Origin of the sequence: Segatella intestinalis, from assembly GCF_029348455.1 — a bacterium.
Lineage (GTDB): Bacteria > Bacteroidota > Bacteroidia > Bacteroidales > Bacteroidaceae > Prevotella.
In genome coordinates this window covers 58,478-84,920 of sequence record NZ_JARJVV010000016.1, presented here as the reverse complement: position 1 = coordinate 84,920, position 26,443 = coordinate 58,478, and the positions used below count along the sequence as shown (strand labels likewise).

Below are 26,443 nucleotides of genomic sequence, written 5' to 3'. Positions count from 1 at the left end.
AAAGAACTATTTCGTATATTAAAGTGTTAAAAATCAGTAACTTAGCTGCACCAAAATAACACCATTTTTTATACCGGATTTTTGATTCGAATTTTGAACACCCTACCTGTAAGGGCAAAAGCTTTAAAACTCCAAACATAACATAAGGCTTTTGCCTTTACAGGGCGCCTTGCTGATTGCTATTATACCCAGGGCGCTGCCCTGGGCTAGGAGCTTTTGGGCCTTCAGCCCGTACTTAAGCTACATGCGAAAGTTCAGTTTTTTGACAAATAGAATTGCTGATGGAAAAAACTGATTTGTCACGATTGTTTACTTTATTTTCTGCCTTTGAATCCTTTTCGTTTTTTGAGATGTATATTTATACATTTCACTCCTATCTGTAGTTTTACATATTTATGCATGTTGGTTTTTAGGTGTGGTTAAATAAATATGCAAGTTGCTTCTCTTTAGAATCAGGTAATATGCAAAAAAACTATGCAAAAATAGGATAAGGTGTTGACTTGATATTTTTGGGCTTTTATGCATAAAATCGCAACTCAGAATGATTTCCTTGTTATGTATTGTACTCAATATTCTGTAAGTTGCAATATTGTAAAAATGTAATATAGTTTTACTGAATATTAGCTTATCTGAATCTTGTCATTTTTGTCAAAGTCATTTTTGTCATTTTCGATTTTGGAAATAGAAAAATAGTTCTATAAAGAATATATATATAAATATATATTTATATATATATTCTTTATAGAGCACAAAATGTGTTTTTTATTTTGAAAATGACAAAAATGACTTTGACAAAAATGACAAGGTTTTACCTCAACCTGTCTTCGATACTTTGTGCTAATCTTGTCATTTTGTCATTTTCTTGTGTTTTATAACTTCTTGATATTCAGTATGAAAATTAAAAATATGGGCACTTTTTAGCACAAAGTCCGAACAAACTATTGCAAAAAGTTGCTTTTTGTTGTATCTTTGCAGAAGAAAAACCTGCACTCATGCTCCCGCGAGGTCGTCTATTAAGACCAAGGGAGGTCACAATAGATGACAGGCGCCGGTCGTCTATTATGACCCCAAAAGGTGTTAAGAAGAGCCCAAGAAAGATGGAAGCCTAAAAAACGCAGGGCAGGGAGGCGAGCTGATACAGGATGGTTTTTGCCATGCGCTCATGACCCGGATCGTTGGGGTGGAGACGGTCGGTGTCGGGCTTGTTGAAGAGCTGAGCGCCCGCATCGTAGAGAGGGAAAAGACCCGAGAGGGCATTGAGGTCGATGACGGGAACAGCCCACACGTTGCCTATCTCCTTGACAGCCTTGACGTACTCGTCGAAGAAGACACCACGTGCATTTTCGTACATCTCGTCGGGCTGGATGTTCTTCTCGCCCGAGCAGAAATAAGCACGGTGGACAGGCGTCATCACAACAATTTGCTTGGTGGGATACATCTGCTTGAGTTTCGACATGGCGATGTTGACGCGGCCCTTGAGCGTGTTCTTGTCCATGGCAAAGTGGCGGTGACGGCGCTGCACCATTTCACCAGGTTTGTGGCGTGCCACTTTCACACTGTCGAAAGTCTCTGTGTACCATTCGCCTACGGGCACGCCATTGTTGAAATCATTGGTGCCCATAAAGATGAGGATGGCGTCGAAGTCATCGCCATGTTCAGCCTTGAGTTTGTCGGCTTGGCGGGGAATGTCGTTCCACTGTCGTCCGCTCACCCCGTAGACGTAGGGTGTGATGCCGAGCCACTGCTGCAGGAATCCCCAGTATTTCACCTTTGAAGCCTTGATGTTGGGGTCGGTGATGGAGTCGCCGAAGTAGGCCACTCGTTTGCCCTGCCAGGGGTGCTGGAAGGTGAGTTGCTGTGGGGTGTTGGTTTTCTGTCTCTTGGCTGCCTGTGTTGGCAGAGTGAGGGCGAGGAGCAGCAGGGCTGCTGCAAGGATTTGTTTCTTCATATCGCTTAGTTTTATTTGTTCTGTACTGGCAAGGTTTTATGCTTGCGTTGGATTTTCTTGTTGTTCGAAGGGCAAAGTTACACTTATTTTTTGACAAGGCATTATCTTTTTGGGAATAATCGATGGATGAAAGTTTATTTTTTCGTATTTTTGCAGCCGCGTTTTTAAGTTTCATGTTAAAAGATATATAGGATGACATTTCGAATGAGTGATTTGAGCGACTTGGCTCGCAAGCGAGTGGCTGTGGCAGCTTATTATTTTGTACCGGGACTGGTGTTTGCCAGTTGGGCAAGCCGTATTCCAGATGTGAAGCATCTGCTGCATCTCAACAATGGCCAGTTGGGCAGCATTCTGCTCGCCATCCCTTTGGGACAACTGCTGATGATGGGTTTCTCGGGCGTGCTGGTGAGCAAGTTGGGCAGCAAGAAGATGTTGGTGGTTGCCGAGGTGCTTTATGCCGCCGTGCTCCTCGCTATTGGCTGCAGCAGCACGGTTTTTCATCTTACGCTGTCTCTTGTGGGTTTCGGCATGATGGCGAACCTGATGAATATTGCCACCAACACACAGGCGTGCTTAGTGGAGAAGTTGTATGGCCGCAACATCATGTCGTCGTTTCATGGCCTTTGGAGTCTGGGTGGTTTTGCTGGCGGCATCGTGGGTGCTGTGTTTGCCAATACGGTTCTGCCGATAGAGGCTCATTTCGGAACGGTGCTGGCATTGAGTCTGCTGATCCTGGCTGCTGGTTTCCACTTCCTGGTGAACGACGAGCAGGCGAGGGCTGAGGAGGAAGACGTGCCCAAGTTCTCGTTCAGAACCATCGACCCTGTGCTCTTCCTCTTGGGGCTGATGGGTTTTGCGGGAATGTTCTGTGAGGGGACAGTCTACGACTGGAGTGGCGTGTATTTCACTTCTGTGGTGAAGCCCGACGAGGTTTTCATCCGTGCAGGTTATGTGGCAGGCATGGGTGCCATGACCTTGGGACGTTTCCTGGCCGACGGCTTCGTGACGCGCTATGGCGCCGCCAGAGTGCTGAAGGTTTGCGGACTGCTGATTCTGTGCGGACTGCTTCTCGCCACGTTGTTGCCTTACCTTGTTACAGCCACTCTGGGCTTTCTCTTGGTGGGTTTCGGCATTTCGTCGTCTGTGCCTATCTGCTACAGCATAGCGGGCAAGTTGGGCACTGTCAAGGCGAGCATCGCCATCACCATTGTGTCGAGCATCAGCTTCTTCGGTTTCCTCGTTGGTCCTCCATTGATAGGCTGGCTTGCCGAAGTTTCTGGGCTACGCATGGCTATTAGTATAGCTGCTTGTCTTGGGTTAATGATAGCATTTGTGGCAACAAAGGTGAGCAAGCGAATTTCCATTGATACTGATAGCAGGGCGAACGCATTTTGATGCGTCCGCCCTGTCTATCAGATAGGCTGCAACTTCTCTTCGAAGACGGGAACGATAGATGGGTGGAAAATGAAGTAGGTGATCTGTAAGAATTTCCCGAAGCTGAGGCGTTATAAAGAACGAGTTTTCTTTACATTAGCTTGCCTGAAATTCTCGTATTTTCAGACGCTTATTGTTTCTTTGAGAATATCGAAAATACGAAGAAATGTAGGAACTTACTGGTAATCAGACGTTTGAGATTTCTTGACAAGAAGATGCCGTTGAGGAAAATCTATAGTTGTACGACTATAACCCCTATAGTTGTACGACCATAACTCTACAGTTGTACAACCATAGCATGTATAGTCGTACAACTATAGGTCTTGTTCTTAATATAGAGCAGAAAACGGGGATTCCCTGCCTCTCATTCCCCTTATTTTTATTGCTAGATTCAATATTTGTAGGTATATGAAATTTGGTTATAAATATTGACGGAAGGTGTGTCATAAGTTAATGAGTCATCCTTTTTTATTATTAGGACTGGTGCACTTTTAAGTTAGAATCTACATTTTTGTCATTTGGTACATACAGAATGGCATTTCATACAAGGTAGGTTTGGATATTTGGCTGATAGAAATAATCTTCTTACTTTTGCGCTCGTAATCGGGAAACGATAGAATAGAATGATTCGTAGAACGAGGAAAATGAAGTATAACTCTTTTAATATGTAATAAGATATGAAGAAGATTATGATTTCGTTGATGATGATAGTAGCTGCCGCCACAACCAGTTTTGCAAAGAGTAACAATACCGATGTGGCAAATGCCGTAAAGAGCGTAGCCGAACAGGTGAAGCAGGCACCATCCGGCACAGTATGTGGTGTGGTTGATAACACCAAGCGCCACATCATCGTAGCTACTCCTTTTGGAAAGTACACCATAGAGAAGAAGGATGGTGGCGTCAGCTTTATGGGAATGTCGGCAAAGCTGGTATCATCAAAGAATAGCGTTTATAAAGTCAAGACATCTCTTGGTAATTTTACGGTGAATGCCAGAAAAGGAACGATAACTAAAAAATAATTGTAACAGGTTGTTTACCTTTTCATAAGGGATGGTATTATAGGTATAGGGCATTGAATTGTAGCCATGGAATAGAAATGTGGAAGTATTTTTCTCTCGGCAATGGCAGCGTTCAATGCCTTTTTTGTCCTTCGGGATAAAAAACATCGCTAAAAGTTTGGCGGTATCAAGAATATAGCTTACTTTTGCGGTCAGAGTTGGAGCAGGCGGAAAAGAACGGCTGCGATGAAGACTCAAATGAATGAGCGTATTGAACGTTAGTCTTGAAATAGAAATGTGGAAATTTCAAAATTCAACTATGACGAACAGCAATACGGCTCACGCTATGGGATTATTGCATCCTTTTCTCTGTAGGGGGAAGGTGTCGATATACCTTTTGGCGTGGGCTATTGTTAGTTGCTAGTTGAAAGGTCTTTCCACAACCTCTATTTCGGCGACCGAACAATAGTCCCACGCTTGAACCAGTATGTATTTTGTAAGTATCTGTAAATCAAAAGGAACTTTATAATATCAAGATGAATTGATACCATAAAGTTCCCATTGTATGCAAGAAATCAGTCTTGCGTAGTTTTTGGTAAAACATGAATAGTTTAATACAAATCCATGGTTAAGCTTTGTTAACTATTTCTATGCAACTATAGCAGGTATCTATAAGTATTCTATGGCTATCACAATTTTATAACCCCAAATTGGTCATTAGAGATTTTTTTCGTACAAAAAGTTAGATTATAGTAGACTGTGCCATCTCCCATATTGGAGATGATAATTGCAATAAAACAAAAGACGCAAGTAACAAAGCAGGTCGGTAAATCAATAGAAAAGGTTATTTTATTTTCCAAATATTGACTTTAATATCATTTTTCCTATTTTCCTTTCTATTCCAGATTTAGTAGTAGGAATTCCTGTTTGGCGAGCTATTTTTTGGTTTTGCCTGAGTTATACCTAAAGCTCTTATCCAACAAACAAAAGAACTCACTACCTTGCAAGAGAAAGCAGTGAGTTTAACCATTGACTATCGGGAGAGATATGGAATGTGCGGTGGAATTATATTCCTCCAAGCATTTTTTGCAGCAGATTGCCAGATGTTCGTGCTATTTGAAAATCCACCGTTTGGTTTTCTACTGTTTTTATGTCGGCTGACTTGAAACGGCAAAGGGCTTCCTGACGCTCCAATGTGTCACGGATGGCGGAAAGGCTTTGTATTTTTCCCGTAAACGTACCACTGACAGCTTGCAGATTAAGTTCTTGTCCATTTACATTATATGGATGTTTGTTCTCAAACTTAAGCAAGATGGTTATATTTGTGCTGTCCGCCGGTATTACTGTTGTTGCTCTGTGTACGGTAGCTGTTCCCGAATACACTTGTTTATAAGGCAGGAAATAGGCTACGGCTAACAGACAAAGCAAGACAGCTCCAATGACGGTAATACCGTATCGGACAAGTGAAGAGGGTATCTGCCCCACGATGCTGCAGACTTTCTCGCTGCGGAGTTCAAAACTCCGTTCCTGTTTATTTTCCTGTTTTTCCATATCAGTTTCCCAATTCTAATTGATTCTTCACTAAGGCAAAGTATTTTCCACGTTTGACTGTCAGTTCTTCGTGTGTACCCACTTCTACAATCTTTCCTTCCTCCAACACAACTATTTGGTCGGCATTACGAACGGTGGAAAGACGGTGTGCCACCACGACAACGGTTTTTCCCTTGTAGAACTCCGAAAGGTTTTCAGTAATGACTCGTTCATTGTTGGCATCGAGGGCATTGGTGGCTTCGTCCAAGAATACGAACATCGGATTCTTATAGACTACTCTCGCAATAAGTATGCGTTGCCGTTGCCCCTGACTGATGCTCTGTCCGTCCTGTCCTATCATCGTATTGTAAGCCAAAGGCAGGGCTTCGATGTAGTTCGCGATATTTGCCACACGGGCAGCATGGCGGATACGTTCGATGTCGGGTTCATCATCCGATATGGCAATATTCCTCGCAATGGTATCGGAGAAGAGATACCCCTCCTGCATTACCGCACCGCATTGGCTTCGCCACCAGCCGAGATTATATTCATTCAGATTGGCACTGCCGACTTGAACGCTTCCTTTCAGAGGTTCATAGAACCCCAACAAGAGTTTAACGAATGTGGTCTTTCCGCTTCCACTCGCCCCCACGATTGCGGTTACTTTGCCGTTAGGTATGAAGAGATTGATGTCTGAGAGAATATCTTTCGGGCTGTAGATGTCGTATTTGAAAGAGAGGTCTTTTATCTTGAGGGAATGTCCCTCAAGTGTTTCATCAATGTAGGCATTCCGTATTCTTTTCGCATTCTCCTCGTTAGTCTCTGTATGAATTTCGTTCATACGGTCAAGGCTAATGCTCACGTCCTGCCAAGAATAGATAAACTGAATGAGCTGTTCCACGGGGCTGTTGAGCTGTCCAATGATGTACTGCACTGCCAGCATCATACCAAGCGTCATATTGCCTTGTATGACAGAAGTTGCAGCAAAAACGGTAATCAATATATTTTTTATCTCGTTGATGGTGATGCTTCCTGCCTGTTGTATTTGCTGAAGATTAAGACTTTGCAGATTGACCTTGAAAAGGTCGGCTTGCACGTCCTCCCATTCCCAACGCTTGCGCTGCTCACATCCCTGCAACTTGATTTCCTGCATACCACCTATGAGTTGGTAGGTAACGTTGCGGTTTCGCCCTGCCTGCTCGAAATATTTGTAGTCCAACAGCCTGCGCTTTTTGAGAAAAAGAATAATCCATCCAGCATAAAGCGATGTCCCCGAGAGGAATACAAGGAAGATGCCAAGATTATAGACTGCAAGGACGACACCGAAGACAAGGAAGGTGAAGAACGAGAATAGCAGGCTCAGACTGCTTGAGGTGAGGAACTGCTCCACACGTCGGTGGTCTTCAATACGTTGCAAGAGGTCGCCCATCAGTTTGGTGTCGAAGAACTTCATCGGTAGTTTCATCAATTTGATGAAGAAATCCGAGATGAGCGAGATATTGATACGTGTGGAGATGTGCAGGAGTATTTTGGAGCGAATAAAGTCGATGGCGGTACGGCTGAAAAGTAGCATCATTTCTGCCAAGAGCACTAACCATACAAAGCCTATATCCTTTCCTCCTATACCTGTATCAACGATGGCTTGAGTGAGGAAGGGAAAAATGAGTTGCAGGAGCGAGCCGAGCAACAGACCGAGAATGAGTTGCGTAAAGAATCTCTTGTACTTTTTGAGATAGTTCCAAAGGAACTTCGCGCGGCTTTGAGTCGGTGCTGTTTCTGTATCGTTTTGAGCATAGAACTGTTCTGTAGGTTCAAGAAGAAGGGCGACACCTTTCTCCTCACCGTTGGTCTTAGTACTTACCCAATGCTCGCAGAACTCCTCTTGGGTATAGGAAACAAGTCCTTTGCCAGGGTCGGCAACATATACGGTATATTTTCCTTTTTTGTGCTTTTTTATTTTATAGACAACAACAAAATGATTCTGATTCCAATGAACAATGCAGGGCAAAGGAACTTCAAATGCAAGTGTATCAAAACTTAATCGACCTCCAACAGTCTTGAAACCGATAGTTTCTGCAGCCTTACTGATACCAAGCAAAGAAACTCCCTCTCGATTTAATGAACAAACTGTTCTAATTGAATCAATATTAAAATCGCGACCATAATGCTTAATTATCATTGCTAAGCAAGAAGGTCCACAATCTTTTGCGTCACGTTGTCTAACTAAGGTGTACATTTATTATATATAAAACTAAACTAAAAATACTATACTAAAGTAAATATTAAATTTGCAAAAATATTATCACTGCAAATTCAATCGTTTCTGATTGCTTTCATTGGTATTCAATCTTCTAAATGTATCCTTAAATCCATTGAATGTATATTTAATGGTCAGTAAAAGAAAGCGACTATCGAAATCAGGAGTTGTTTGTACTTTGATATTATCTATGAATACATTTGTTTTTGATATAGATTTGTGTAATAAATCGTTACCTCTCAAGATAATTTGTAAACGATTATCTTTGAAGAAATTTTGCCGTATCCAAAAAGATAAACCATACTTAGGTGATTCCAATACTCCCAAGAAACCATTTTTTGAAGAGTAAGACAAATCTATAGACGCTATCATTTGCTTAGTAATGTCAAATTGATTGACCAAGGTAAATGCAATATTTGGATTTCTATGTGCATAAGTATCTAAGAATTTGATTTTTGTTGGAATATAACGAAATGAAGCATTATAAGCAAATCTATATATACCGAATTTATCTGAATAACTTGCATTAAACAACCATGTATTGTAATCTACATTGACGGGAGAATTCAATAGAGCTCCATTTAATTCAGAATTTTCGGTGAACTTCCACAAAACAGCATTAGCGTCATGTATGTATCTTCCCTGTAAGACAAATTTATTCTTCCATACCATAGATAAGGAATAAATGTATCTATCATTAGATTTAAGAGATGAATTACCTTTTTCATATAAATAAGGATTTATATAATGCAAAAGAGGGGATATATCCCTAAACATTGGTCGTGAATTCTGAGTAATAATACTTCCAATGAATAGCAAATCGGGATTTATCTGCCATTGGGCTGTTATACGAGGAAAGAGTTTAAAGTATGTATCAGTAATACTATTTGTTTTATTTTGCTCATATTCAGAATGAAAAATGCTTCCTCTAACCCCTGCGGTGATAAAGAGTTTATTCCATTTTTGATTTATAGTTGCAAATAAACTGAGTTCATCATCTTGAAGATTACTCGTTATATTATAGAATGGAGTCGTAGTATTCTCAAAAATGTAATTTGAATAGCCTTTGTTCAGAATAGAATTTCCTTGAAAGCCCACATTTAGAGAGAAACCCTTTTTCGAGTTGTAGTCGTACTCTATCTTTGTATTAAATGCGTTATAGTCATTTTTACCATTTATCCGAGAACGGTTTTTACTGTTTGATACTAAATCTATCTCTGATTTTGCTTTAGCGTAGAAATAACCGCCAGAAACAGATAGTTGTTGCTTATCTGTCATTGTATAATTTACCAACAAATCGGCATTGGCAGAAATATTACGACTTCTTTCATCTTGATGGGTGTTGGAATATAGTGTATTCAGACCATATTCATGGTTATACTCATCTCCTTGGGTATTCGCTTTCTTATTGGAGATATTTATATCACCCTGAAATGTTATATTAAATTTTTGATTGGGTCTGTAACTGAAACTTTCGACAATATGGTGAGCAGGCTTGGAAAGAATTTCATTATTGTAAGAGATGGAAGACCGTTCCGTTTTCCCTTTAGGGCTTAATACATCGTATTGATTGGTACCTGTGTTATCTTCATTGAGGTATGAAAAATTATAAGACAATAAATTATCCCATTTCTTTTTTGATAAAGAAATTCTCAATACATCCTCTTCTGTGTACCGCCGTCCGAACAAAGAATTATGTTCCACCTGAGCAGAAAAGTAATCTGTTAATTGTTGGTTTGTTGTAATAGAAATAATACAACCATATTGAGCCGAATATTTAGCTGGTGGATAGTAATTAACATTTACCGTTTTTATTTGTTCAGGACGGAGCGTACCGATTCTATCGTATGATTTTTGTTCTACTCCATTCAATATATACAAAGGTGTGCCTCCTGATATAGGTACAACTCTTCCACCGGTCGCCAACATTCCTGGAAGAAAAGCAAGAACATCTGCAACTTCGGGTAATTTTTTTAACTCTGATTTTGAGACGTCTATTTCAAATGTTCCTTCTGAAACTTTATAGACTGCTCTTTTTTCTTTAACTATAACCTCTTGCAACGTGTTGGAATTCGGTTCTAACTGGATAACAGTTGGAAGAGGAATAGAGACTCGTGCTTGTTTATACCCCATAAATCTGACAGCAATAAATTTACCATCAGTTCCTTCTTTGCTTATATTGAACACCCCTTTTGAATCAGTTGTTGTACTTTTTAAAATTTCTCCTTCTTCTGTAATTAATAGTACGGTGGCATAGGGTAAAGGTTCTTGTACCTCATCAACTACGGTAGCTGATAACATCAATGTATCTTGAGGTATTATTGCTGCTTGAGATTGAAAACAGAAAACAGAAATTAAAATTAAAATTAAAACACGAAACATTACACAAGAAATTATAGATATAACCTGTTGGCTGAATTAATTTAGTGCATACTTAATTCTGCCAAGGGGCTTATAATGAAGTTTACGTATTGCAGAATGGTAAGTGCACTAATTTTGCCAATGATTCTGGCAAACAAACCATTCGTTATTTTCGCGTAGTTCCTTATGACCAAGAACTGGTCTGTAAGTTGTGAGAATATTGTCTCAATCCTCTTTCTTGCCTTTGCAAACGGAATGAATGTCGGTTTCCAGTCCTTTTGGTTGAGCCGATACGGACACTCCATTCTTATGTGTGCGGTTTCGAACAAGTCAAGCTGTACATCAGCTCCAATATACCCTTTGTCACCATAGATGCTACAGTCGTGATAAGTATGTTTTACATCTTTCATATAATAGAGGTCAGCCACACTTGCCTTTGACAGATCATAGGAATGGATAACTCCACTTAACCCACAGAGAGCGTGTAACTTATAACCAAAATAACACTTGTTCTGCGAAGCACAGAAGCCGAAATCGGGAGCTTGCGAGAAATTGCCGGTACGTCCCATCTTGCAACGTTTTCCTCTTGCAACCCTACAAACCTCTATCGGCTTGGAGTCAACAAAGAATTGTTCCTCTCCGCCATCCATTTCCATGGCAATCCGCTTGTGCAGTTCCTCACACAGACCTGCCGTTTTTTTCCTGCGGTCATTGAACTGTCTCCTTGATATGAGATTGGGAATGCTGTCCTTGTATTCTTGCAATTTATAGTCGAACAACCACTTCTCACTATCAATGCTCTCGGTCTCTGCCGTCAGGGATAGCGCTACCACTTCCAAATCCGAAAACTTGGGAACAGGACCACGACGTGGAACATTACCAGATTCATTGACGAGATTTTCAGAGAATTGCTTGCATATCTCAAGTATTTTGACGAATTTTGTATAAAGGTTGTACATACGATGGTTTGAGCTTAATGTTTTGATTACCACTAAGTTGCTAAAAATCAGCGACATGTACAACCTTTTACTCATATTTATCAACTTAAATTAATTCCGCCAACGGGTAGATTTATAAAGTTGTAAATAAAAAAACAAAATGTCTGACTATGAACGAAAGAGCATAGTCAGACACAGAAACTCTTAAGGCTTTATTGTTACTTTGTCAATGATGACAGTCCCATCATCCTTAATCGTTGTTGTAATGATGGTTGTTGAACCATCTGCATTGATAATGGTTTTATTTGCAGTTACATCACCGCCACCATTGATAAAACCCATTTCGTCTTTTGAAAAGACTTCTAAAGCTAATGCTTTCATAACTAAATAGAATAAAGTTTATACTTGGCTCGGTATTCTCCGAACCGTTAATTAAATTTGGATGTCAGAGTTTCGCACGATGTGCATATTAACAGACATTCAATTGCAATAATACGAAAGAAAAACGAGAAAAACAAATTTTTTGCCACTTTTTTTGCGATTTCCATTATTTTGTGTCGTTTTTCATAATGATTGCCGCTTTCGGCACATACGCCGTTGCCACCAAACAACCATCAAACAATTCCACGACTACTCTCTGTTGTCCGGCAATCCTTGTCACCCTTCCATGGATGCCATTGAATTCACCTTCAGTTATCACCACTTCATCCCCCAACTTATACTTGATATTTTCAGAAGTAACTGGGATGACATGTGGATTCTTTATCGATGTCAAGCGGATGAAATTATCCATGGCAGAATCAGAAATAATTAGCGGAGGATTCTTGTCTGGAGCATCCTCACGGAAGGAAGTGTGATCGTAGTAGAAACCAAGAAGTGATCTACTGTCAGACGCATTGACATTGCGACACAAGGCTTCTACTTGACTGCAAGATGCATGAACAAAGATAAACGAAGGGAGCAATGGCTTTGTCACAATGTGTTTCTTTCCTTGCTTCCTTACTTCTTTATATCGCAAAGGAACATAACATTCAAGTCCTTTAGTTTCTACAAAAGCTTTAGCTTTGATGATACGTCCATACGATACACGAAGAACATACCATTGCGTACTTTGGGTAGGCACATTTTCTACCGACACCCCATCTTTGACATCATCAGAAATGGAGGGCGTACAAGAGGTAAGTCTTGCACTTGGACACGATGAGCCTGTGTCGGTAGGCTGCCCATTATACAATGAAGCGTCAGCCGTTAAAGGCTGTTTGGTGTTATCTTCCAATGTTATTGCTCAGAGGTTAGATTAAACCAATAGACTTTCTTTTGATAGAATTGTCAATTGTTAATTACAAAGATAAAGAATCTTATTCAGATGAAAGAATAAATAATTGGAAATCTTTACTTCTAGCATCACATTTCTGTAATTTGAGGCGATTTTTGGTAATTAACGCTACAGATCGCCTCTCATTGTCATTATCTGGATAAACCTTGTGACTTCTTTTTTGCTAGTGCTCCTAACCCCAACTTCTGTGTTCCGTCCCAATTAGTGAGTTGGTCAGCACAACCATTGGAACCTCCGAGTGAAACGTATGTATCTGCGCTGCACGACATGTAATCAATGAACGAAAGGAAGTTCTGAATGATGGGTTCGTTGTAAACAACCTCATCGGTAGCAAAGATTTTTGTCCAGTGTGCGACACATTCTCTCCGATAGTTGCCACAACCATTCCAATCCATGCTCGCGAGAAATCTTTCAACGGCAAATTTGGATCCTTGTGGAGAACGAATCGTAATGTTGGATTTTGTGGCAGTAGCCATAATACCATAATAGATTGCTTTGGCTTCTTTCTCATCGAAATCTATTCTGCTTGATTGCGAAAAGGCTTTGAGCTGTTCATGACCTTCACTAATGAATCGGTCAAGTATATCTTGGAATCTGTCTTGTCTTGCCTGTTCCTCACGTTTTGCCTCCGCTTCTTGTTCCTTGCGTTCTTCCACACGTTTAACAGCTTCAATTATTTCTGGCTGCTTTGTCAGGTCGTTCCATTGAATAACCAAGATCTTGTATTTCTCCCATAGAGTATTGTAATCAATCTTGAGTTTTGTAATGTCCTCGTTTTTTGAAGCTAATTGGGTATTGAGCCTTTCTATAACGGCATCCTTTTGAGCGGTTACTCGTCTGACTGCGTTCTCGTCAAGTTGCGATATGCGTTGCTTCACCTCCGTATTTTTGGCCTTTAGCATATCATTTTCATTCCACAATGCCTTGTTCTCTACAATCAGTTTGTTGAGTTGCTGCATATAGTAAGTGTATGTCTTGTTGACAGACTTGCGTACACCTTCATTCTGTTTGTCACGTTCTGCATTGATGGCTGCAACAAGAGCTTTGATAGCTGCGTTGATGTTGTTTACACGCTCCTCACGCCACGCCTTTTGTCCGATAATAGTAGGAATTGGGATGGCAAGTTCTTTCTTTACGGCATTCATCGCTTCTTGAACAGGAACCTTGATGTTGAGAAAAGGAATGGTCAGCTCCTTCTTGTCGATTGTTGCAAGCACAGCATATTTCTCCACTTTGTCAAGAGCAACTTTCGCCTGACGTTCCGCCTCAAGTACCACCTTGTTTTTGTGCTTGCGTCCCCGTTTCTCTTCCTCTGAAAGTTCATCATAGGAGAAGCCTCTTGCCAAGCCATACTTATGCCCTACCTTGTTGTAATAGTCGGTATGAAGTTGTGATAAATACTGTGACTTATCCTTTGCTCGCTCTCCCCACACTTTGGCATAAGAGACCCTTTCAACAACACCCTTTGCAACTTCCGATTTTGTGTAGTTGTCACGTTCTTCTTTTGGAAGTGCTCTCCATTCCTTTGTAGAGAGAACCTTTTCTGGATTATCCTTGTGAATGTACCTGCTTCCGATGCGCCCACGTTTCCTTACTTGTTCAACAGGCACGGTCTGCACATGGGCATGGATGCTTGTCTCGTCACAATGCACATCAAAGCCGATGACATTCTCTTCTCCCCATTTCTCACATGCAAAGCGGTAGGTGTCCAATGCCCAGTCATAGATGCCTTTTTGTAATGTCACATTGCTGTGGTCAGCATTTGGATCTGACGTATTGAGTTTCTTTTCACCAAAGGCAAGCCTGTTAAGCACATCATGGTCACCACTGAAGATGATGCCGACAGTGCAGTTAGGACTGTTCCTTGAAACTTGGTCGGGACGCTTGGCATCCATATACGGCTTGAAGCCAAGTTCATCAAGTCTGTGCTGCAAGCGTTCATGCAACGGCACAGACTGGGAACCAAGAGGCACAATCTTTCCACCCTTGACTATCTCAAAGTTGAGTCTCTTGCGTGAGTAGTTATAATGGTTGTTCTTGTCTATGTCTGCGTTTTTTAGTTGGTAACGCTTCTCGTCCCAACCTCTGCGTTCCGCCTCGTTGCCCACTTGGGACGAGAACGATTTCTTGTCTGTGCCTACATGGATGGCGGCACGTGGTATGTTTCTTTCCATAAGAATCTTGTTTGAGTTTGTAACATTGTTATAGTATGACTGATGACAGGTCTCGGGCGGAGCCTGAGCATAATAGAAGGACTTTTTAAGTGAACAGCGTCAGCAGGTGAATCTAAAAGTCCCTATTATGTTCATGGACTTTTGCAAAAAGTCGGCTCCCTCACGAAAGACTGCCTCTATCCTTGACTGTCCGCCATCTGTGCGTTTTCTGTCCGGTAGGTTGGATTACGATAGACCACCTTTGTCATCATCTCGTTGAGTCGGTCGGCAATTCGGTCACCATATCGCTGACGGATTTCCTTGGGCTCAAGGTTTGTGGTGAAGACCGTGAACAGTTGAGCGTCATACCGCATAGCCAAGAGTTCTTTGATGGGATAAATGAAATTGCCGTAGTCCTGCACTTCAGCAGGTTCAGTACCAATATCGTCTATACCTAATATATCAGCTTCCGCCAATTTGCAAAACTTATTATAGTCCGTCTTGCGGATTTGTACAATCTGCATGGCATTGACAATGGTAAAACTATAGTAGTTATCAGAACTATGTCCAGCATTAGGCGATATGTTCGGTTTGAGGATTTCCAATCGCCTGACAAGGTTCTGCAATGCCTTGAGCATTGTGGTCTTGCCGTTGCCGCATCCGCCACATAGAACGATTCCGAACTTTGCAGTGTTTGCAGTCAGGCAATTGGCTACCTGTTTGAGTTGCTCTTCAACAAAACCATTATAGATAAACCTGCGATAGCGGAGCTGTACTTCCATGATATATGCTGCCAGAAGATATTCGTATGCTTGCTCCTCCAACATAGGCAGTCTAAAACGCCCCGTCATAGTCCGTCCCTTCCGCAGGAACTGGACAAGTCCTGCGATTTTCTTTTCGTTTGCTATTTCCATATACACCTCCGTTTTTACTGTCAAAAATCTCACACCTTCCATTTATAAAAGAATCTTTGCTTTGGTGTTTGTCTTTATCTTTAATATGTGTCAAGTCCTGTGTCAAACCATGCGTCAAGTTATCCGTCAAGCCTACTGTCAAGCCTACTGTCAAGTTATCTGTCCATTCAAGCAGTGTGTAATTGGACGGTAGATGGCGGGATTTGCCTTCTGTAAAAGTGATAAGTTTGCGCTCGGATAGATGCTTCCGTGCCGTGATGACAGTTTGCCTTGATAGGCGCAAGTCTTCACATATTCTTGTTGTGGAGCACGCAAACGGCATTTTCCAATACCGCTTGTTGCTCTCGTTCACAAGATAGGCAAACAAGGCTATCTCACTCGCTGGCATTGGCGACAACAAAGCAGAGCGCCAAAGCTGGTTCATGTATTCGATATACGTCATACGCTCTCTTTACTATCGTTGTCGTAAGCATTAGGCAAGTTCTTGTCCACTTTACTCTTCCGTTTGCAATAGCCAGCAACAGTTTCGTTCATGGAGCGAGCGTGTGTAATGGCTTTGACTGCCGAGGCAGGGTACATGTTCTTGTTGCCAAACTTGATGTGTTGCAAGTAGCCTGTGCGATGCCACTGCCATAGAGTAGCAGGACATACATTGAAAATTTTGCAAACCTCCTCTGTCGTAAGAAAGGTTTCCTCAGATTCTTCCTTGCGAGCAGACGTAGCTTGTTCCTCCCATTCCTTGCGTGACTGCGCCAAGAGAGCATTTGCAAAATGGTGAAGGTCTTCGGGAGTAACGGTTAGTGCTACCTGTCCTCCCATCTTTGTCAATGACATGATGTCAACCATATTTTTTCTTTTGATATTCGTTATACATACGCTGTCTTGCTCGTAAACCAGGATGCTCTTTCTCGCAGCGTGATAAAAAAGAAACACCGCCAATCCGCTGGTTTGTCGGATTGACGGTGCAAAGGTATATGGCTTTTGACGGCTCTCGATGAGATTTGAATAGGCAGTAGGATGCGACTACTATTGACTACTCTTTGTTAATGGAATTAACGTGACAACATCAAAAATCCTTAGCCAAATGCTGTTTTACGTTTGACTAAGGATTGTAAATGGTAGCAGATTGTCAGAAACGAAATATGCTGCGACAATATGCAATAATCATAGAAAGGAAGTTCTTGCGTCCTAATTTGCGGTCGTAGAAGTGCACCTTATTTTCATTGGTGACATTGTAGCCTATGGCATTTCGTAAAGACCTTCTGTGATACTTGATTTTCTCCTCAACCTGTTTCTTGACAGCATCGGACTCGTATTCCAAGTTTATATGATACTTACTGAAATACTTGTCGAAACTACTTTTCTTTAGGTTGAACTCATCGACCAGCAGACTGCGAGGAATTGTTGGAAACAATATGCCGTCCTCTATTGCACAATGGATAATGACGGCTGCATCATCTGGATGTTCACCTCTGATAAGCTGGTGAAGTCCGTACTGGATAGCATAGTATTGGGCTGCGAATGGAGTATATTCAATAAGTTTGGTCGGACGTTCTTCATTCGACACCCCACGAATAATCTTCAAGAACCCTAATACCATCTTTTGGGTAATGCCATCAAAGTGCTTCCGTATCAGTTCCTTGGTCAATGCCTCCATCTCGTCATAATGGCAGTTTCCTCTAATGGCAATATATTTGAGTGTCTTGTAGATTGAAGGTTTCTTTGCCAATTCTTCCCAAGGTGTAGTTTGGTATGACATAACAGCAAGAATGGTCATGCCGAAGGCTTCAAGACTTGGCTTTTCGACATTCTCGTTCACTTTCGTTCCATCGAACTCTTCCTTTATGAGCGAAAGCATGAACCTAACGTTCTCTTCTGTTATGTTGCGAGGCTTGCCGAACTGCTGTTCAAGATCCTCGCCGAGTTCGTTTATGTTCATGCCTTTCGGTAATTTAACTGTCTAATTTGCTCGTTGAGCATTGACAACTTGCTTATCAGTTCATCAAAAGAAGGCACCTGTCCGAAAATCATGTGCTCACACATGAACTTATAGTCATCTTGCCATAGTCTTGCAATATCATCGTTGGGCACAATACATAATGTGGCAGGATATAGCTCATCATAGTTGAAGCCCTTAAGTCCGATGAACTTTCTGCGATGTTCAAGTACCGCCTTATACAGGGCTTCGTTGTGGATTGCACGGTCAGCAATTTTGTTTTCAGAATCCATCATCATTGCCAAATCATATATATGGCGAGACATACGCTCCACTCTGACCTCGCTCTTCCTGAACTCTTCATGCAGCAGGAAAACCTTTTCAAGGAAAGTACGCTCGGGGATGACAGCGTTTACCTCAAATGGCTTTTCTGCAAATGGAGCTTTGCTGAAATGGGCGTCAATAGCAGCGTTGATTGCTTTTTTCTCAATAGGCTCCATCATCGATCTGCCGCTGATTTCTATCTTTACCGTATTCTTGATATATGGTGATACTTCATACAAACTATGATAGGTTATTGCTATCACTTCTGGGTCTGTTGTCGTGACTGGTGTGATTATAACATCCACAGAAAAAGCATCTGTTCGTATGCCTAAATCCACTAAAGCCTTCCTTACATCATACTGCATCTTCTCTCTTACAAAAGAACAGGCAGCTCGACGTAGTCTGTCGCTGATTTGGGTCTTCGACAATTCACCGCTGAAACCAAGAAACTCTCTGCTGAGTGCAATATCCACGTCTTCGGAGAATCTGGCTATCAAGTTCCAGCATTTGCTGAGACTTGTACCTCCTTTGAAAGCAATATGTTCTGCATATGGCAAAGTATGAAGGGCTTTCAACACCTGCGTTACCCACCAGTCCTTTTCGATGCTTGACGGTGGCAATCCTGTCTGCAATGCCACGGTATTGATAGCTTCACGTTGTCTATCTTCTGGTATGTCTATGAATTTCATCGTACAATTAATATTTTGCGCACCCATGCAGGGGCAAGTTTTATATCATGGTTGAAATCGTTGTCGTTTACATTCTTTGCGTGCTCAACAAGCACGTTGCGTTCCTCGTCGGTTATTTTGTTCTCGCCTATGGCGCGCATGGCTGTTACAACAAGCATCATCAGCTCTGATTTATAGGCAAAGTTCTTGCCCGAAGAAGAATGCTTGAACAGGATGCCACGCCCGTTTCCGATCTTTATCCTACGTGGTGCGCCGTTGGTCAGGAACACGACATTCATGGGCATCTGTGTGGACAATCCGAGACGATTCAAGGCATATGCTCCCATAGGTACAATCTTAGCCTTGTCTCGTTTGGCTATAGCCTGGGCAATGTCTTCAACAGACGGATAGATAATGCCAAGTCCATATTCCTTGTCCTCTTTGGGGTAATAATAGATACCATGAGCCAGCCGCACCAACATTCCGTCGGTGTACATTCGATGGAATGTTGACTTCACGGCTGATGGTGTTCCGCAGTCTGCATAGTCTTGTTGAAAGACTATCGAACCACGTCCTTTTCCTCTAAGCCTCATTTCTATCTTATTTACAGTGCTTTGGCTTGATGTCTGTACCATATTTTTGAAACCTTTTTATTATATTTTTGGTTCTTGTTCGTCTGCAAAGGTATAGTATTTTCTTCTAAACGCCAACGTTTTTTATTGAATATCCGTTTTTGAAACGCAATTTTGGCAAACTCGCAATAAGTCAGTCTATCAATTTCACCAGCTCACGTTTCATCTCGTTGTCGATTTCTCTGTAACGTGCAAAGGCTCGACTGCCATCTGTGTGTCCCGAAAGAGATGCAACAAGATTTGGATCTTTCACCTTCTTGTATAGGTTGCCGATGAACGTCTTTCTTGCAGTGTGGCTTGTCGCAATATCGCAGATTGGTTTCTGTATAGGCTCACGAGTCTTGTTGTCAATAACAGTCACCATGCGGTCAATGCCGAGCAGTTTCAGAATTTTCTTAATCTGACGGTTGTATATGTTCTGATTTATCTTTGGCAACAACCTCGTTTCAAGGTCTGCATATTTAGCGAGAATCGCTTTCGCCTTATCATTGAGCGGTACTCGGATGGTGCGTGGTTTGTGGTTCTTTGTCTTTTCAGCAATGTATTCCACAGCACCATCAACGATGTTGGCACGTGTCATCTTTTCAAGGTCTCCCACACGGCAGCCGATGAGACAATGAAACATGAATATGTCACGATATACTTGTGTGGATGGCGTTTCGTTACTGAGGTCGGCATAGTAGACTTTGTCACGCTCTTCAAGTGTAAGATAAAATGGAGGGCTGTCCAGCACCTTAGGCATCTCAAAGGTTGCGAAAGGGTCGTTTGTCGTAATATTATGCTTCAAACACCAGTTCACAACCGTGCGTATTCTTCTGAATATAGTATTGATGGAATTTTCCGTTAGTTGGCGTGGTTTGAAACGCTCCTCTATGTCATCGAAGATTTGAGGATAATGTTCATAATATTCAGCCTCGTTTACCAGATATTTATGAAACTCACGCAAGTCATCGGCTGTTATGGCATCAAGTCGCATGGTGTAACCTCGTCTACGCATGATTTCCCTTTGGAAACGCTCGAAGTGCTGCAGCTTACGTACGTTATGCTCATGATGCCTTATGGATTCCTTTTCCATCGGATGGTTCTCGGCATACTGTTGGCATTGATACACAAGACTGTATTCGTCACCTTTTCTGCCTTGGCGGATGTTGATGTTAGGATGATGAAACTCCTCAATAACACCTTTTAGCCAACGGCTGTCCGCTCCATGATAATATTGTGCGGATATAAGTGCCGTCAAGTCCTGCACGGCTTTGTCGAATGCTGTGCGCTTTGCCTCCGCTACAAGAGCCACACGTGTCTTGTAACCCTGCCGTTCCGCGCTCCAATGATTAGGATTGATGGATAACTCGCTGACAGCCTTGATGTCAATCTTGCCGTCACGCACACGGAAATAAACGTGCGCCTGATCGGTTATGTTGTTCTTTGCCGAGGTTTCTCGGATGAATGCTGTTACTTTCATGCTACTCTATATATAATGATGTATAACTGGTAGATTGTATAAACGTTAGTTGATGAGGTTGACAAGATTTACTTTCGTTTCCTCATCAATCTCTCTGTATCTGGCGAAAGCTCTGCTTCCGTTTACATGTCCTGTCATGGAACTCACAAGCTCGGGGTCTTTCACTTTCTTGTATAGGTTGCCGATAAAGTTGCGTCTTGCCATGTGGCTTGTAGCGACATCACATATTGGCTTCTGAACCTCCTTTCCTGTGACGGTGTCAAGGATAGTAACCATTCTGTTAATGCCACATTCTCGAAGCACGGCACGGATGCCATCGTTGTATTGATACACTTGCTTTGTCGGCAGAAGCTTTTCTTGCTTGCCATCGTAACGTTTTAATATTTCCATAGCCTTTGTGGTAAGCGGGACGCTCACGGTCTGCGACCGTTTGCGCATGGTCTTGTGTGGAAGATACTGCAATATGTCACCGACTATATTGTCTTTGGTAAAAGAAAACAGGTCTCCGACTCTACAACCCACCATTGATTGGAAGATGAACAAGTCACGATACACTTCTAACTCTGGCTTGTTATGTAGGTTTGCATTGTAAACCTTGTCACGTTCTTCTATCGTCAGATAAAAAGGTGTGCCTTGCACGGCTGCAGGGATAGTGAATGCATCGCATGAGCGGTTTGTTGTAAACCCCATCTTGATGCACCAATGCCCAACAATACGCAGATGATGCATGATACCTATAATCTGTGTGCTTGACATCTGCTTGGGAGGGTGCATGTCAAGGCTGAACTGTTTATAAAACTCTGGGTAGTCATTGTAATGAATATATTCGTTTATGACATACTCTCTAAAATCAAGGTAGTCTTCGGGACGGATAGTCTCGCAATAGAGCGTGAAGCCTTCCTTTCCCTCTATCTCCCTCTTGTAGGCTTCATAGCGTTGAAGCTTCTTGATCGTTGGTTTATAAACGAGTGCTGATTTCGGACTCATGGGATGTTCCGCAATGTATTGTTCCATTCTCGAAACAACTGTAGTCAATGTCTCTGTTGACTTTGAAGTTGGATTGACACATTCGTCAATAACATTCTTCATCCATGCAACATCAGCAGTCGCAGAGTTATACTGCTCGCTAAGAGCCGTTGTAATGGTCTGCACCAAAAACTTGACTTTCTTCTGCTCGTCAGATGGTAATTTCTTTGTCCTTCGATAGGAAAGTGCATCATTGTCCCAATAGTCAAGCATAACCTCAATGTCGGAACGGACTTTGATGTCAACATCCTTATCTCGGAGTCGAAAACAAAGATTGGCTTTTGCAGGAGCGTCTTTGTCTTTGGTCTTGCATTCCTTTGTGATGATGGTAATCTTCATGTTCCTATGTTTTTTATTTCAGCCACAAAGGTAATATCTTTCCCGTAAATGTTCCCACATATCCCCAATTAACTATGATTCGTTTAAATCTATTTATGATTTGGTTTTTGCACTTTCTTTCCTTATTATCAGTTATTTGCAGGTATTATCGTCAAAATTCATCAAGTAGAATCATTGTTGTTTTAGTATATACAGTTTCCACGCTTTTTTCATTGAAAACTTAATGGCTATAGCTACTTCTGGGAACAAGTCAGCGAAGTAAATGATAAATATGGAAAGTCAATTCATTGTATTCAATACAAAGACGGAACTTTTAAGATTAGATGTTTCCAAAATTGTTTATTTCGAAGGAGATGGCAATTATACACAGATTGTTACTATTAACAAGCTGAAGGCTGTTGTTTGTTTGAATTTGTCTCAAATGGAGAAGTATTTGGCAGAGCATCTTGTAGATTGCAAGAGTATTTTTATGCGAGTGGGTAAGCGCTTTATCATCAACACTGACTACATCTATCAGGTCAATACGCAAAAGCAACAGTTGATATTATCAGATTATGAGCATTTTGCTTTTGCTTTAGGTATTTCTAAGGAAGCCTTAAAGCAAATGAAGGATTTACTCATAACTAAAAAATAAGCTAATCAAGCAAAGAATTTTATGGAATTAATCATCGGACGTGATGCTAGTACATCTCAATTGAGAATAACGATGGGACAACAATCCAAGACTTTTGGGGGTGTTGGAAGTGTTCCTATGACTGTGAGCCGTCAACATTGTAGTTTGACCATTAATCCTGATGGTTCTTATAGAATTGCGAATCTAAAACCTCAGAATGTTACTTTTGTCAATGGAGTGGAAATAATGGCAAAGACTATCATGGAAAAGGATAAAATAGAACTTGGTCCAAGCAAATTTTCGGTTAGTTGGGATTGGATAAAGAGTTTTGTTCCTCAAATGGTAGATTTTCGTCCATTGCAGCGTGTTTGGGAAGAATATGATGAACATAAACTTGATCAGCAAATTGCTGACCGCAAGTTTAATTCTCTTCGTGGCATTACTGGTTTGATTACCATGGGAGCCATCGCTTTGAGCATCATTTTTCCTGAATTTAGAGAGACTCCTCTTTATATAGGCTTGTATATCTTAGGTATTTTGATTTCTGTAGGCTTTACAGTAAAAGCATATAAGGATTCTTCTAAGGGACCGTTAAGGCAGAAGAAGTTGACCGAGGAGTTTCAGCAGCATTATGTTTGCCCTCATTGCCATCACTTCCTGGGCTTTCAGTCTTATGAAGTTTTAATGCAGAATGAGGCTTGTCCTTATTGCAAGGCTAAAATCAAAAAGTGATTTTGTACAATAGAAGATAGGTTTTGTGTAATGAGCACAAAAAAAGTACCTATCTATTTGTTATTTCACTATATTTGCACCAGTTATAATTTTAAAACGTATGATTATGGCACAGAATGAAGAAACATTGTATTTCAATAATACACATCCTGAAGTTAGACAGGAAAGTAAAGATAAAACTCAGAACGCTGCTGATAAGGCAGCTTGGAAGAAAGTAGCGGTAAGTGGAGCTGCTGGTATCTTGTTAGGTGGAAGTGCTATGTATGCCACAGATGCCTTTGCTGCAGGTACAGAAGAAGCTCCCGATACAAAACCGGAAGGGGAGAATCCATCGGAAGATGCTGCTGCAGCTAATGATAATGCCTCTATCAAGGTAGCTGAGAGTCATGATGAGCAGAGCTTTAAGGAGGCATTCGATGCCGCTAGAGCCGAAGTAGGTCCTGGTGGCGCTTTCCATTGGCATGGTAATATCTATAGTACTTATACCGAGGATGAGTGGAACAACATGACAGATGCAGAAAAGAACGACTATGCTGAGGCTGTAAAGCCAGAAGTACGTGCAGAAGAAATGAATGCTGCTCCTCATCAAACTGAAGATGTTGCTATGGTAGCTCATTCTTCTCATACAGACCAGGATGTATCTGTTGCTCACAATGATGCAAATTTGCATCAGGCAAGTGATGTGCAGGTGGCTGATGACCAAAATGCAGATGTTCATTTGGTTAATGCGGGTGAAGTTCAGCTTGCTGATGGCTCCATGGCTACAGTGGGTGTCTTCGACGTGGATGGTCAGGAAGTGAGTGTGGTAGATTTTGATCAAGATGGAAATCCTGATGTTGCGATTTGTGATGCCAATGGCAATGGAAGTATTGACGTTGGTGAAGCAGTTGATTTGCATACAGGACAAGTGATTACTCCAAGTGGTAGTAATTTCGCTGATGCCGGAGTTGATGATTCTGCTGATTCAAATCTCCAAACTGCATCCTTGGAGAATCCTGATGTTGCTCCTGATATGCCAGACTATATGTCTGATGCTGATATTCAGATGGCATAAACATTGATTAAAATAGATGGTGGCAATGGAAATTAAAAGAATCAAATGTCCGAGTTGCGGTGTATTGCTTGACGTGAGAAATTCTCAAAACGAAGCGGTTAAGATGATTACTTGTCCTCAATGTAAAACTCAGCTGAGAGTGATGTTCTCACAGCAACATGCTACAACTCCGCAATCTTTTGGGGAAACAGAATATGTTGGTAACAGCAATGGTGAGACTCAGTATGTGAATCGAGATAATGGAGAAACTCGTTACGTGGGGCATTTCTCTTCTCAATCTGATGAAACAATCCTTGCAGGCAAGAATGAAGAGGTTTCTCCTGGTTATTTGCTCTATGGTGGTCAGAAGTATCCGTTGGGGTTCGGCAATAATGTAATAGGCCGCAAGGCTACTACTTCGCAGGCAACTGTACAGATAGCTACTGATGATAGATATATGAGTCGTCAGCATCTTGCCATCCAGGTAATTAAGGCTTCTACAGATAATGTTAGGGTTGTGGTGTCTAACTATCATAATAAAAATGCCAGTTATGTGAATGGACAATTATTGAACGAGGGTGACCAGCTCGTCTTGTCAGAAGGAAGTATCATCAAGATGGGTAACACAACCGTTGTTTATCATCAAAAATAAAGCTAACAATGAGAATCAAGATATATCAGCCTTTAGCTATCCATGAGTTGGGTAAGAGGGCGAACCAGGAAGATAGCATCTATCCAATAGAGGGCAAAGCAACGGAGAATGACCGTTTGTTTTTACTCTGTGATGGTATGGGTGGACATGAGCATGGTGAGGTGGCAAGCCAAAGTATTTGCAAAAGTCTTTCTTCGTTTTTGTTGCAGCATGCAGTTGCTTCCGAAGGTTTGGAAGATAAGTTGCTGTCTGATGCTTTGGCGTATGCCTACGAAGAACTGGATAAACTGGCTATTGCGGGAGATTCCCGTCAGATGGGAACAACTTTAACTTTGCTGTATTTTCATAGTAATGGATGTACGGCAGCCCACATTGGAGATAGTAGAATATACCATCTCCGTCCATCTTCGCATACCATATTATATAAGAGTCGTGACCATTCCCTGGTGTATGATCTTTATCAGGCAGGTGAGTTGACCTATGAGGAGATGAAGACATTTCCACAGAAAAATGTCATCACCCGTGCGATGATAGCTGGAGACAGAAATCATCCAAAACCTGATGTTATCCATATTTCAGATATTCAGCCAGGTGATTACTTCTATATTTGTTCTGACGGCATGTTGGAGCAGATGGAGGATGAGGAACTGTTGGATGTCTTCTCCGCGAATGTTAGTGATGAAGAAAAACGACAGATTCTGATTTCTGAAACCTCAGATAATAAAGATAATCATTCAGCATATATTGTACATATCAAAGAGGTGAGTCATGACGAGGCTGATGTGAGCCTTGTGAATGAAGAGCCTACGGCTAAATGCAATGCTTTGAATATCAAACCTAATGTGGAAGAGGTGAGTGCTTCTCCTGATGTTGAAGTCGTTAAGCCTGCTGGTACACCGCCGCCTGTTCCTGATAGTGTAATCGTTGAGATGATGAATAGGCAGAAAAGAAAGAAACTCCTGTTTGTTGCTTTCATGGCAATAGTGGTGTTGGCTGTTGTAGGAATGTTTGGTTATGGCTACTATAGCAAGCATAAAGCAGAGGCTGCTTTGCTTGATTCTCTTCATGAAGATTCTATAATGACCGTGAAAGAGTTTAATAGCCAGCAAGAGTCAAAGACAGATACAACAAAACCAGATTCAATAAAGTAAGATACA

Annotated in this window: 22 protein-coding genes and 2 pseudogenes; 8 read left to right on the top strand and 16 right to left on the bottom strand. The window is 41.5% G+C overall.

The genetic code is table 11. The features are described from left to right. Positions 1-1,105: 1,105 nt before the first annotated feature. Positions 1,106-1,948 (bottom strand): SGNH/GDSL hydrolase family protein, encoded by an 843-nt coding sequence (locus P3T48_RS11460; RefSeq protein ID WP_276506788.1) that lies wholly within the window; start codon positions 1,946-1,948, stop codon positions 1,106-1,108. 192 nt (positions 1,949-2,140) lie between these two features. Here P3T48_RS11460 and P3T48_RS11455 point away from each other — a divergent pair, with 192 nt between their 5' ends. The 3 genes and pseudogenes from P3T48_RS11455 to P3T48_RS14460 all read left to right on the top strand — a co-directional run. Then, positions 2,141-3,343, top strand: a complete 1,203-nt coding sequence (locus P3T48_RS11455; RefSeq protein WP_276506787.1) for an MFS transporter — start codon at positions 2,141-2,143, stop codon at positions 3,341-3,343. A 716-nt stretch (positions 3,344-4,059) separates the two neighbouring features. Continuing rightward, positions 4,060-4,401: a hypothetical protein gene (locus tag P3T48_RS11450; RefSeq protein ID WP_276506786.1), complete on the top strand. Its 342-nt coding sequence runs from the start codon at positions 4,060-4,062 to the stop codon at positions 4,399-4,401. Positions 4,402-5,345: 944 nt separating this feature from the next. After that, a pseudogene (locus P3T48_RS14460) lies at positions 5,346-5,426 on the top strand (plasmid mobilization protein); the annotation flags it as partial. Between the two features lie 19 nt (positions 5,427-5,445). On the opposite strand, the gene P3T48_RS11445 reads toward P3T48_RS14460, so the two are convergent. From P3T48_RS11445 to P3T48_RS11375, 15 genes and pseudogenes are all read right to left on the bottom strand, one after another. Next, positions 5,446-5,931 (bottom strand): hypothetical protein, encoded by a 486-nt coding sequence (locus tag P3T48_RS11445; RefSeq protein ID WP_276506785.1) that lies wholly within the window; start codon positions 5,929-5,931, stop codon positions 5,446-5,448. Position 5,932: 1 nt separating this feature from the next. Next, complete coding sequence (locus P3T48_RS11440; RefSeq protein ID WP_276506784.1) at positions 5,933-8,146, bottom strand: peptidase domain-containing ABC transporter; 2,214 nt, start codon at positions 8,144-8,146, stop codon at positions 5,933-5,935. A 66-nt stretch (positions 8,147-8,212) separates the two neighbouring features. Next, positions 8,213-10,549, bottom strand: a complete 2,337-nt coding sequence (locus P3T48_RS11435; RefSeq protein WP_276506783.1) for an outer membrane beta-barrel protein — start codon at positions 10,547-10,549, stop codon at positions 8,213-8,215. 36 nt (positions 10,550-10,585) lie between these two features. Beyond that, a pseudogene (locus tag P3T48_RS11430) lies at positions 10,586-11,562 on the bottom strand (IS982 family transposase). Between the two features lie 108 nt (positions 11,563-11,670). Further along, positions 11,671-11,847: a hypothetical protein gene (locus tag P3T48_RS11425; RefSeq protein ID WP_276506782.1), complete on the bottom strand. Its 177-nt coding sequence runs from the start codon at positions 11,845-11,847 to the stop codon at positions 11,671-11,673. A 166-nt stretch (positions 11,848-12,013) separates the two neighbouring features. Beyond that, the gene (locus P3T48_RS11420; RefSeq protein ID WP_276506781.1) at positions 12,014-12,742 is read right to left on the bottom strand and encodes a UpxY family transcription antiterminator; all 729 of its coding nucleotides are present in this window, start codon (positions 12,740-12,742) and stop codon (positions 12,014-12,016) included. Between the two features lie 191 nt (positions 12,743-12,933). Beyond that, the gene (gene mobV / locus P3T48_RS11415) at positions 12,934-14,976 is read right to left on the bottom strand and encodes a MobV family relaxase (RefSeq protein WP_276506780.1); all 2,043 of its coding nucleotides are present in this window, start codon (positions 14,974-14,976) and stop codon (positions 12,934-12,936) included. 176 nt (positions 14,977-15,152) lie between these two features. After that, positions 15,153-15,869: a P-loop NTPase family protein gene (locus P3T48_RS11410; protein ID WP_276506779.1), complete on the bottom strand. Its 717-nt coding sequence runs from the start codon at positions 15,867-15,869 to the stop codon at positions 15,153-15,155. Next, on the bottom strand, positions 15,790-16,311 hold the full coding sequence (locus P3T48_RS11405) for a helix-turn-helix domain-containing protein (protein ID WP_276506778.1): 522 nt from the start codon (positions 16,309-16,311) through the stop codon (positions 15,790-15,792). The genes P3T48_RS11410 and P3T48_RS11405 overlap by 80 nt, the downstream gene beginning before the upstream one ends. Continuing rightward, entirely contained in the window at positions 16,308-16,715 is a 408-nt protein-coding gene (locus P3T48_RS11400; protein WP_276506777.1) for a helix-turn-helix domain-containing protein, read from the bottom strand. Before P3T48_RS11400 ends, P3T48_RS11405 begins: the two co-directional genes overlap by 4 nt. 283 nt (positions 16,716-16,998) lie before the next feature. Then, complete coding sequence (locus P3T48_RS11395; protein ID WP_276506776.1) at positions 16,999-17,808, bottom strand: hypothetical protein; 810 nt, start codon at positions 17,806-17,808, stop codon at positions 16,999-17,001. Next, entirely contained in the window at positions 17,805-18,818 is a 1,014-nt protein-coding gene (locus tag P3T48_RS11390; RefSeq protein WP_276506775.1) for a nucleotidyl transferase AbiEii/AbiGii toxin family protein, read from the bottom strand. The genes P3T48_RS11395 and P3T48_RS11390 overlap by 4 nt, the downstream gene beginning before the upstream one ends. Continuing rightward, positions 18,815-19,432 carry a DUF6088 family protein gene (locus P3T48_RS11385; protein WP_122114643.1) on the bottom strand — a complete coding sequence of 206 codons (618 nt, stop codon included), beginning with the start codon at positions 19,430-19,432 and terminating at the stop codon, positions 18,815-18,817. Before P3T48_RS11385 ends, P3T48_RS11390 begins: the two co-directional genes overlap by 4 nt. A 130-nt stretch (positions 19,433-19,562) precedes the next feature. Continuing rightward, the gene (locus P3T48_RS11380) at positions 19,563-20,891 is read right to left on the bottom strand and encodes a tyrosine-type recombinase/integrase (RefSeq protein WP_276506774.1); all 1,329 of its coding nucleotides are present in this window, start codon (positions 20,889-20,891) and stop codon (positions 19,563-19,565) included. Between the two features lie 45 nt (positions 20,892-20,936). Next, a complete protein-coding gene (locus P3T48_RS11375; RefSeq protein ID WP_276506773.1) occupies positions 20,937-22,256 on the bottom strand; it encodes a tyrosine-type recombinase/integrase in 1,320 nt (439 codons plus the stop codon). Positions 22,257-22,527: 271 nt separating this feature from the next. On the opposite strand from P3T48_RS11375, the gene P3T48_RS11370 reads away from it, so the two are divergent. The 5 genes from P3T48_RS11370 to P3T48_RS11350 all read left to right on the top strand — a co-directional run bounded on the left by P3T48_RS11370 (position 22,528) and on the right by P3T48_RS11350 (position 26,437). Next, positions 22,528-22,890: a LytTR family transcriptional regulator DNA-binding domain-containing protein gene (locus tag P3T48_RS11370; RefSeq protein ID WP_276506772.1), complete on the top strand. Its 363-nt coding sequence runs from the start codon at positions 22,528-22,530 to the stop codon at positions 22,888-22,890. A gap of 21 nt (positions 22,891-22,911) precedes the next feature. Next, complete coding sequence (locus tag P3T48_RS11365) at positions 22,912-23,601, top strand: FHA domain-containing protein (protein WP_276506771.1); 690 nt, start codon at positions 22,912-22,914, stop codon at positions 23,599-23,601. A 259-nt stretch (positions 23,602-23,860) separates the two neighbouring features. Next, positions 23,861-24,655, top strand: coding sequence for a hypothetical protein (locus P3T48_RS11360; RefSeq protein ID WP_276506770.1), 795 nt, complete (start codon positions 23,861-23,863; stop codon positions 24,653-24,655). Between the two features lie 25 nt (positions 24,656-24,680). Continuing rightward, complete coding sequence (locus P3T48_RS11355) at positions 24,681-25,286, top strand: FHA domain-containing protein (RefSeq protein WP_276506769.1); 606 nt, start codon at positions 24,681-24,683, stop codon at positions 25,284-25,286. An 8-nt stretch (positions 25,287-25,294) separates the two neighbouring features. Next, on the top strand, positions 25,295-26,437 hold the full coding sequence (locus P3T48_RS11350; RefSeq protein ID WP_276506768.1) for a PP2C family protein-serine/threonine phosphatase: 1,143 nt from the start codon (positions 25,295-25,297) through the stop codon (positions 26,435-26,437). Positions 26,438-26,443: the final 6 nt, after the last annotated feature.

What these genes read in the sequence shown, in the direction of transcription:
- P3T48_RS11460 (WP_276506788.1), bottom strand. Translation starts at nt 1,948, where the DNA reads ATGAAGAAACAAATCCTTGCAGCAGCCCTGCTGCTCCTCGCCCTCACT.
- P3T48_RS11455 (WP_276506787.1), top strand. Translation starts at nt 2,141, where the DNA reads ATGACATTTCGAATGAGTGATTTGAGCGACTTGGCTCGCAAGCGAGTG.
- P3T48_RS11450 (WP_276506786.1), top strand. Translation starts at nt 4,060, where the DNA reads ATGAAGAAGATTATGATTTCGTTGATGATGATAGTAGCTGCCGCCACA.
- P3T48_RS11445 (WP_276506785.1), bottom strand. Translation starts at nt 5,931, where the DNA reads ATGGAAAAACAGGAAAATAAACAGGAACGGAGTTTTGAACTCCGCAGC.
- P3T48_RS11440 (WP_276506784.1), bottom strand. Translation starts at nt 8,146, where the DNA reads ATGTACACCTTAGTTAGACAACGTGACGCAAAAGATTGTGGACCTTCT.
- P3T48_RS11435 (WP_276506783.1), bottom strand. Translation starts at nt 10,549, where the DNA reads ATGTTTCGTGTTTTAATTTTAATTTTAATTTCTGTTTTCTGTTTTCAA.
- P3T48_RS11425 (WP_276506782.1), bottom strand. Translation starts at nt 11,847, where the DNA reads ATGAAAGCATTAGCTTTAGAAGTCTTTTCAAAAGACGAAATGGGTTTT.
- mobV (WP_276506780.1), bottom strand. Translation starts at nt 14,976, where the DNA reads ATGGAAAGAAACATACCACGTGCCGCCATCCATGTAGGCACAGACAAG.
- P3T48_RS11410 (WP_276506779.1), bottom strand. Translation starts at nt 15,869, where the DNA reads ATGGAAATAGCAAACGAAAAGAAAATCGCAGGACTTGTCCAGTTCCTG.
- P3T48_RS11405 (WP_276506778.1), bottom strand. Translation starts at nt 16,311, where the DNA reads ATGACGTATATCGAATACATGAACCAGCTTTGGCGCTCTGCTTTGTTG.
- P3T48_RS11400 (WP_276506777.1), bottom strand. Translation starts at nt 16,715, where the DNA reads ATGGTTGACATCATGTCATTGACAAAGATGGGAGGACAGGTAGCACTA.
- P3T48_RS11395 (WP_276506776.1), bottom strand. Translation starts at nt 17,808, where the DNA reads ATGAACATAAACGAACTCGGCGAGGATCTTGAACAGCAGTTCGGCAAG.
- P3T48_RS11390 (WP_276506775.1), bottom strand. Translation starts at nt 18,818, where the DNA reads ATGAAATTCATAGACATACCAGAAGATAGACAACGTGAAGCTATCAAT.
- P3T48_RS11385 (WP_122114643.1), bottom strand. Translation starts at nt 19,432, where the DNA reads ATGGTACAGACATCAAGCCAAAGCACTGTAAATAAGATAGAAATGAGG.
- P3T48_RS11380 (WP_276506774.1), bottom strand. Translation starts at nt 20,891, where the DNA reads ATGAAAGTAACAGCATTCATCCGAGAAACCTCGGCAAAGAACAACATA.
- P3T48_RS11375 (WP_276506773.1), bottom strand. Translation starts at nt 22,256, where the DNA reads ATGAAGATTACCATCATCACAAAGGAATGCAAGACCAAAGACAAAGAC.
- P3T48_RS11370 (WP_276506772.1), top strand. Translation starts at nt 22,528, where the DNA reads ATGGAAAGTCAATTCATTGTATTCAATACAAAGACGGAACTTTTAAGA.
- P3T48_RS11365 (WP_276506771.1), top strand. Translation starts at nt 22,912, where the DNA reads ATGGAATTAATCATCGGACGTGATGCTAGTACATCTCAATTGAGAATA.
- P3T48_RS11360 (WP_276506770.1), top strand. Translation starts at nt 23,861, where the DNA reads ATGTATGCCACAGATGCCTTTGCTGCAGGTACAGAAGAAGCTCCCGAT.
- P3T48_RS11355 (WP_276506769.1), top strand. Translation starts at nt 24,681, where the DNA reads ATGGAAATTAAAAGAATCAAATGTCCGAGTTGCGGTGTATTGCTTGAC.
- P3T48_RS11350 (WP_276506768.1), top strand. Translation starts at nt 25,295, where the DNA reads ATGAGAATCAAGATATATCAGCCTTTAGCTATCCATGAGTTGGGTAAG.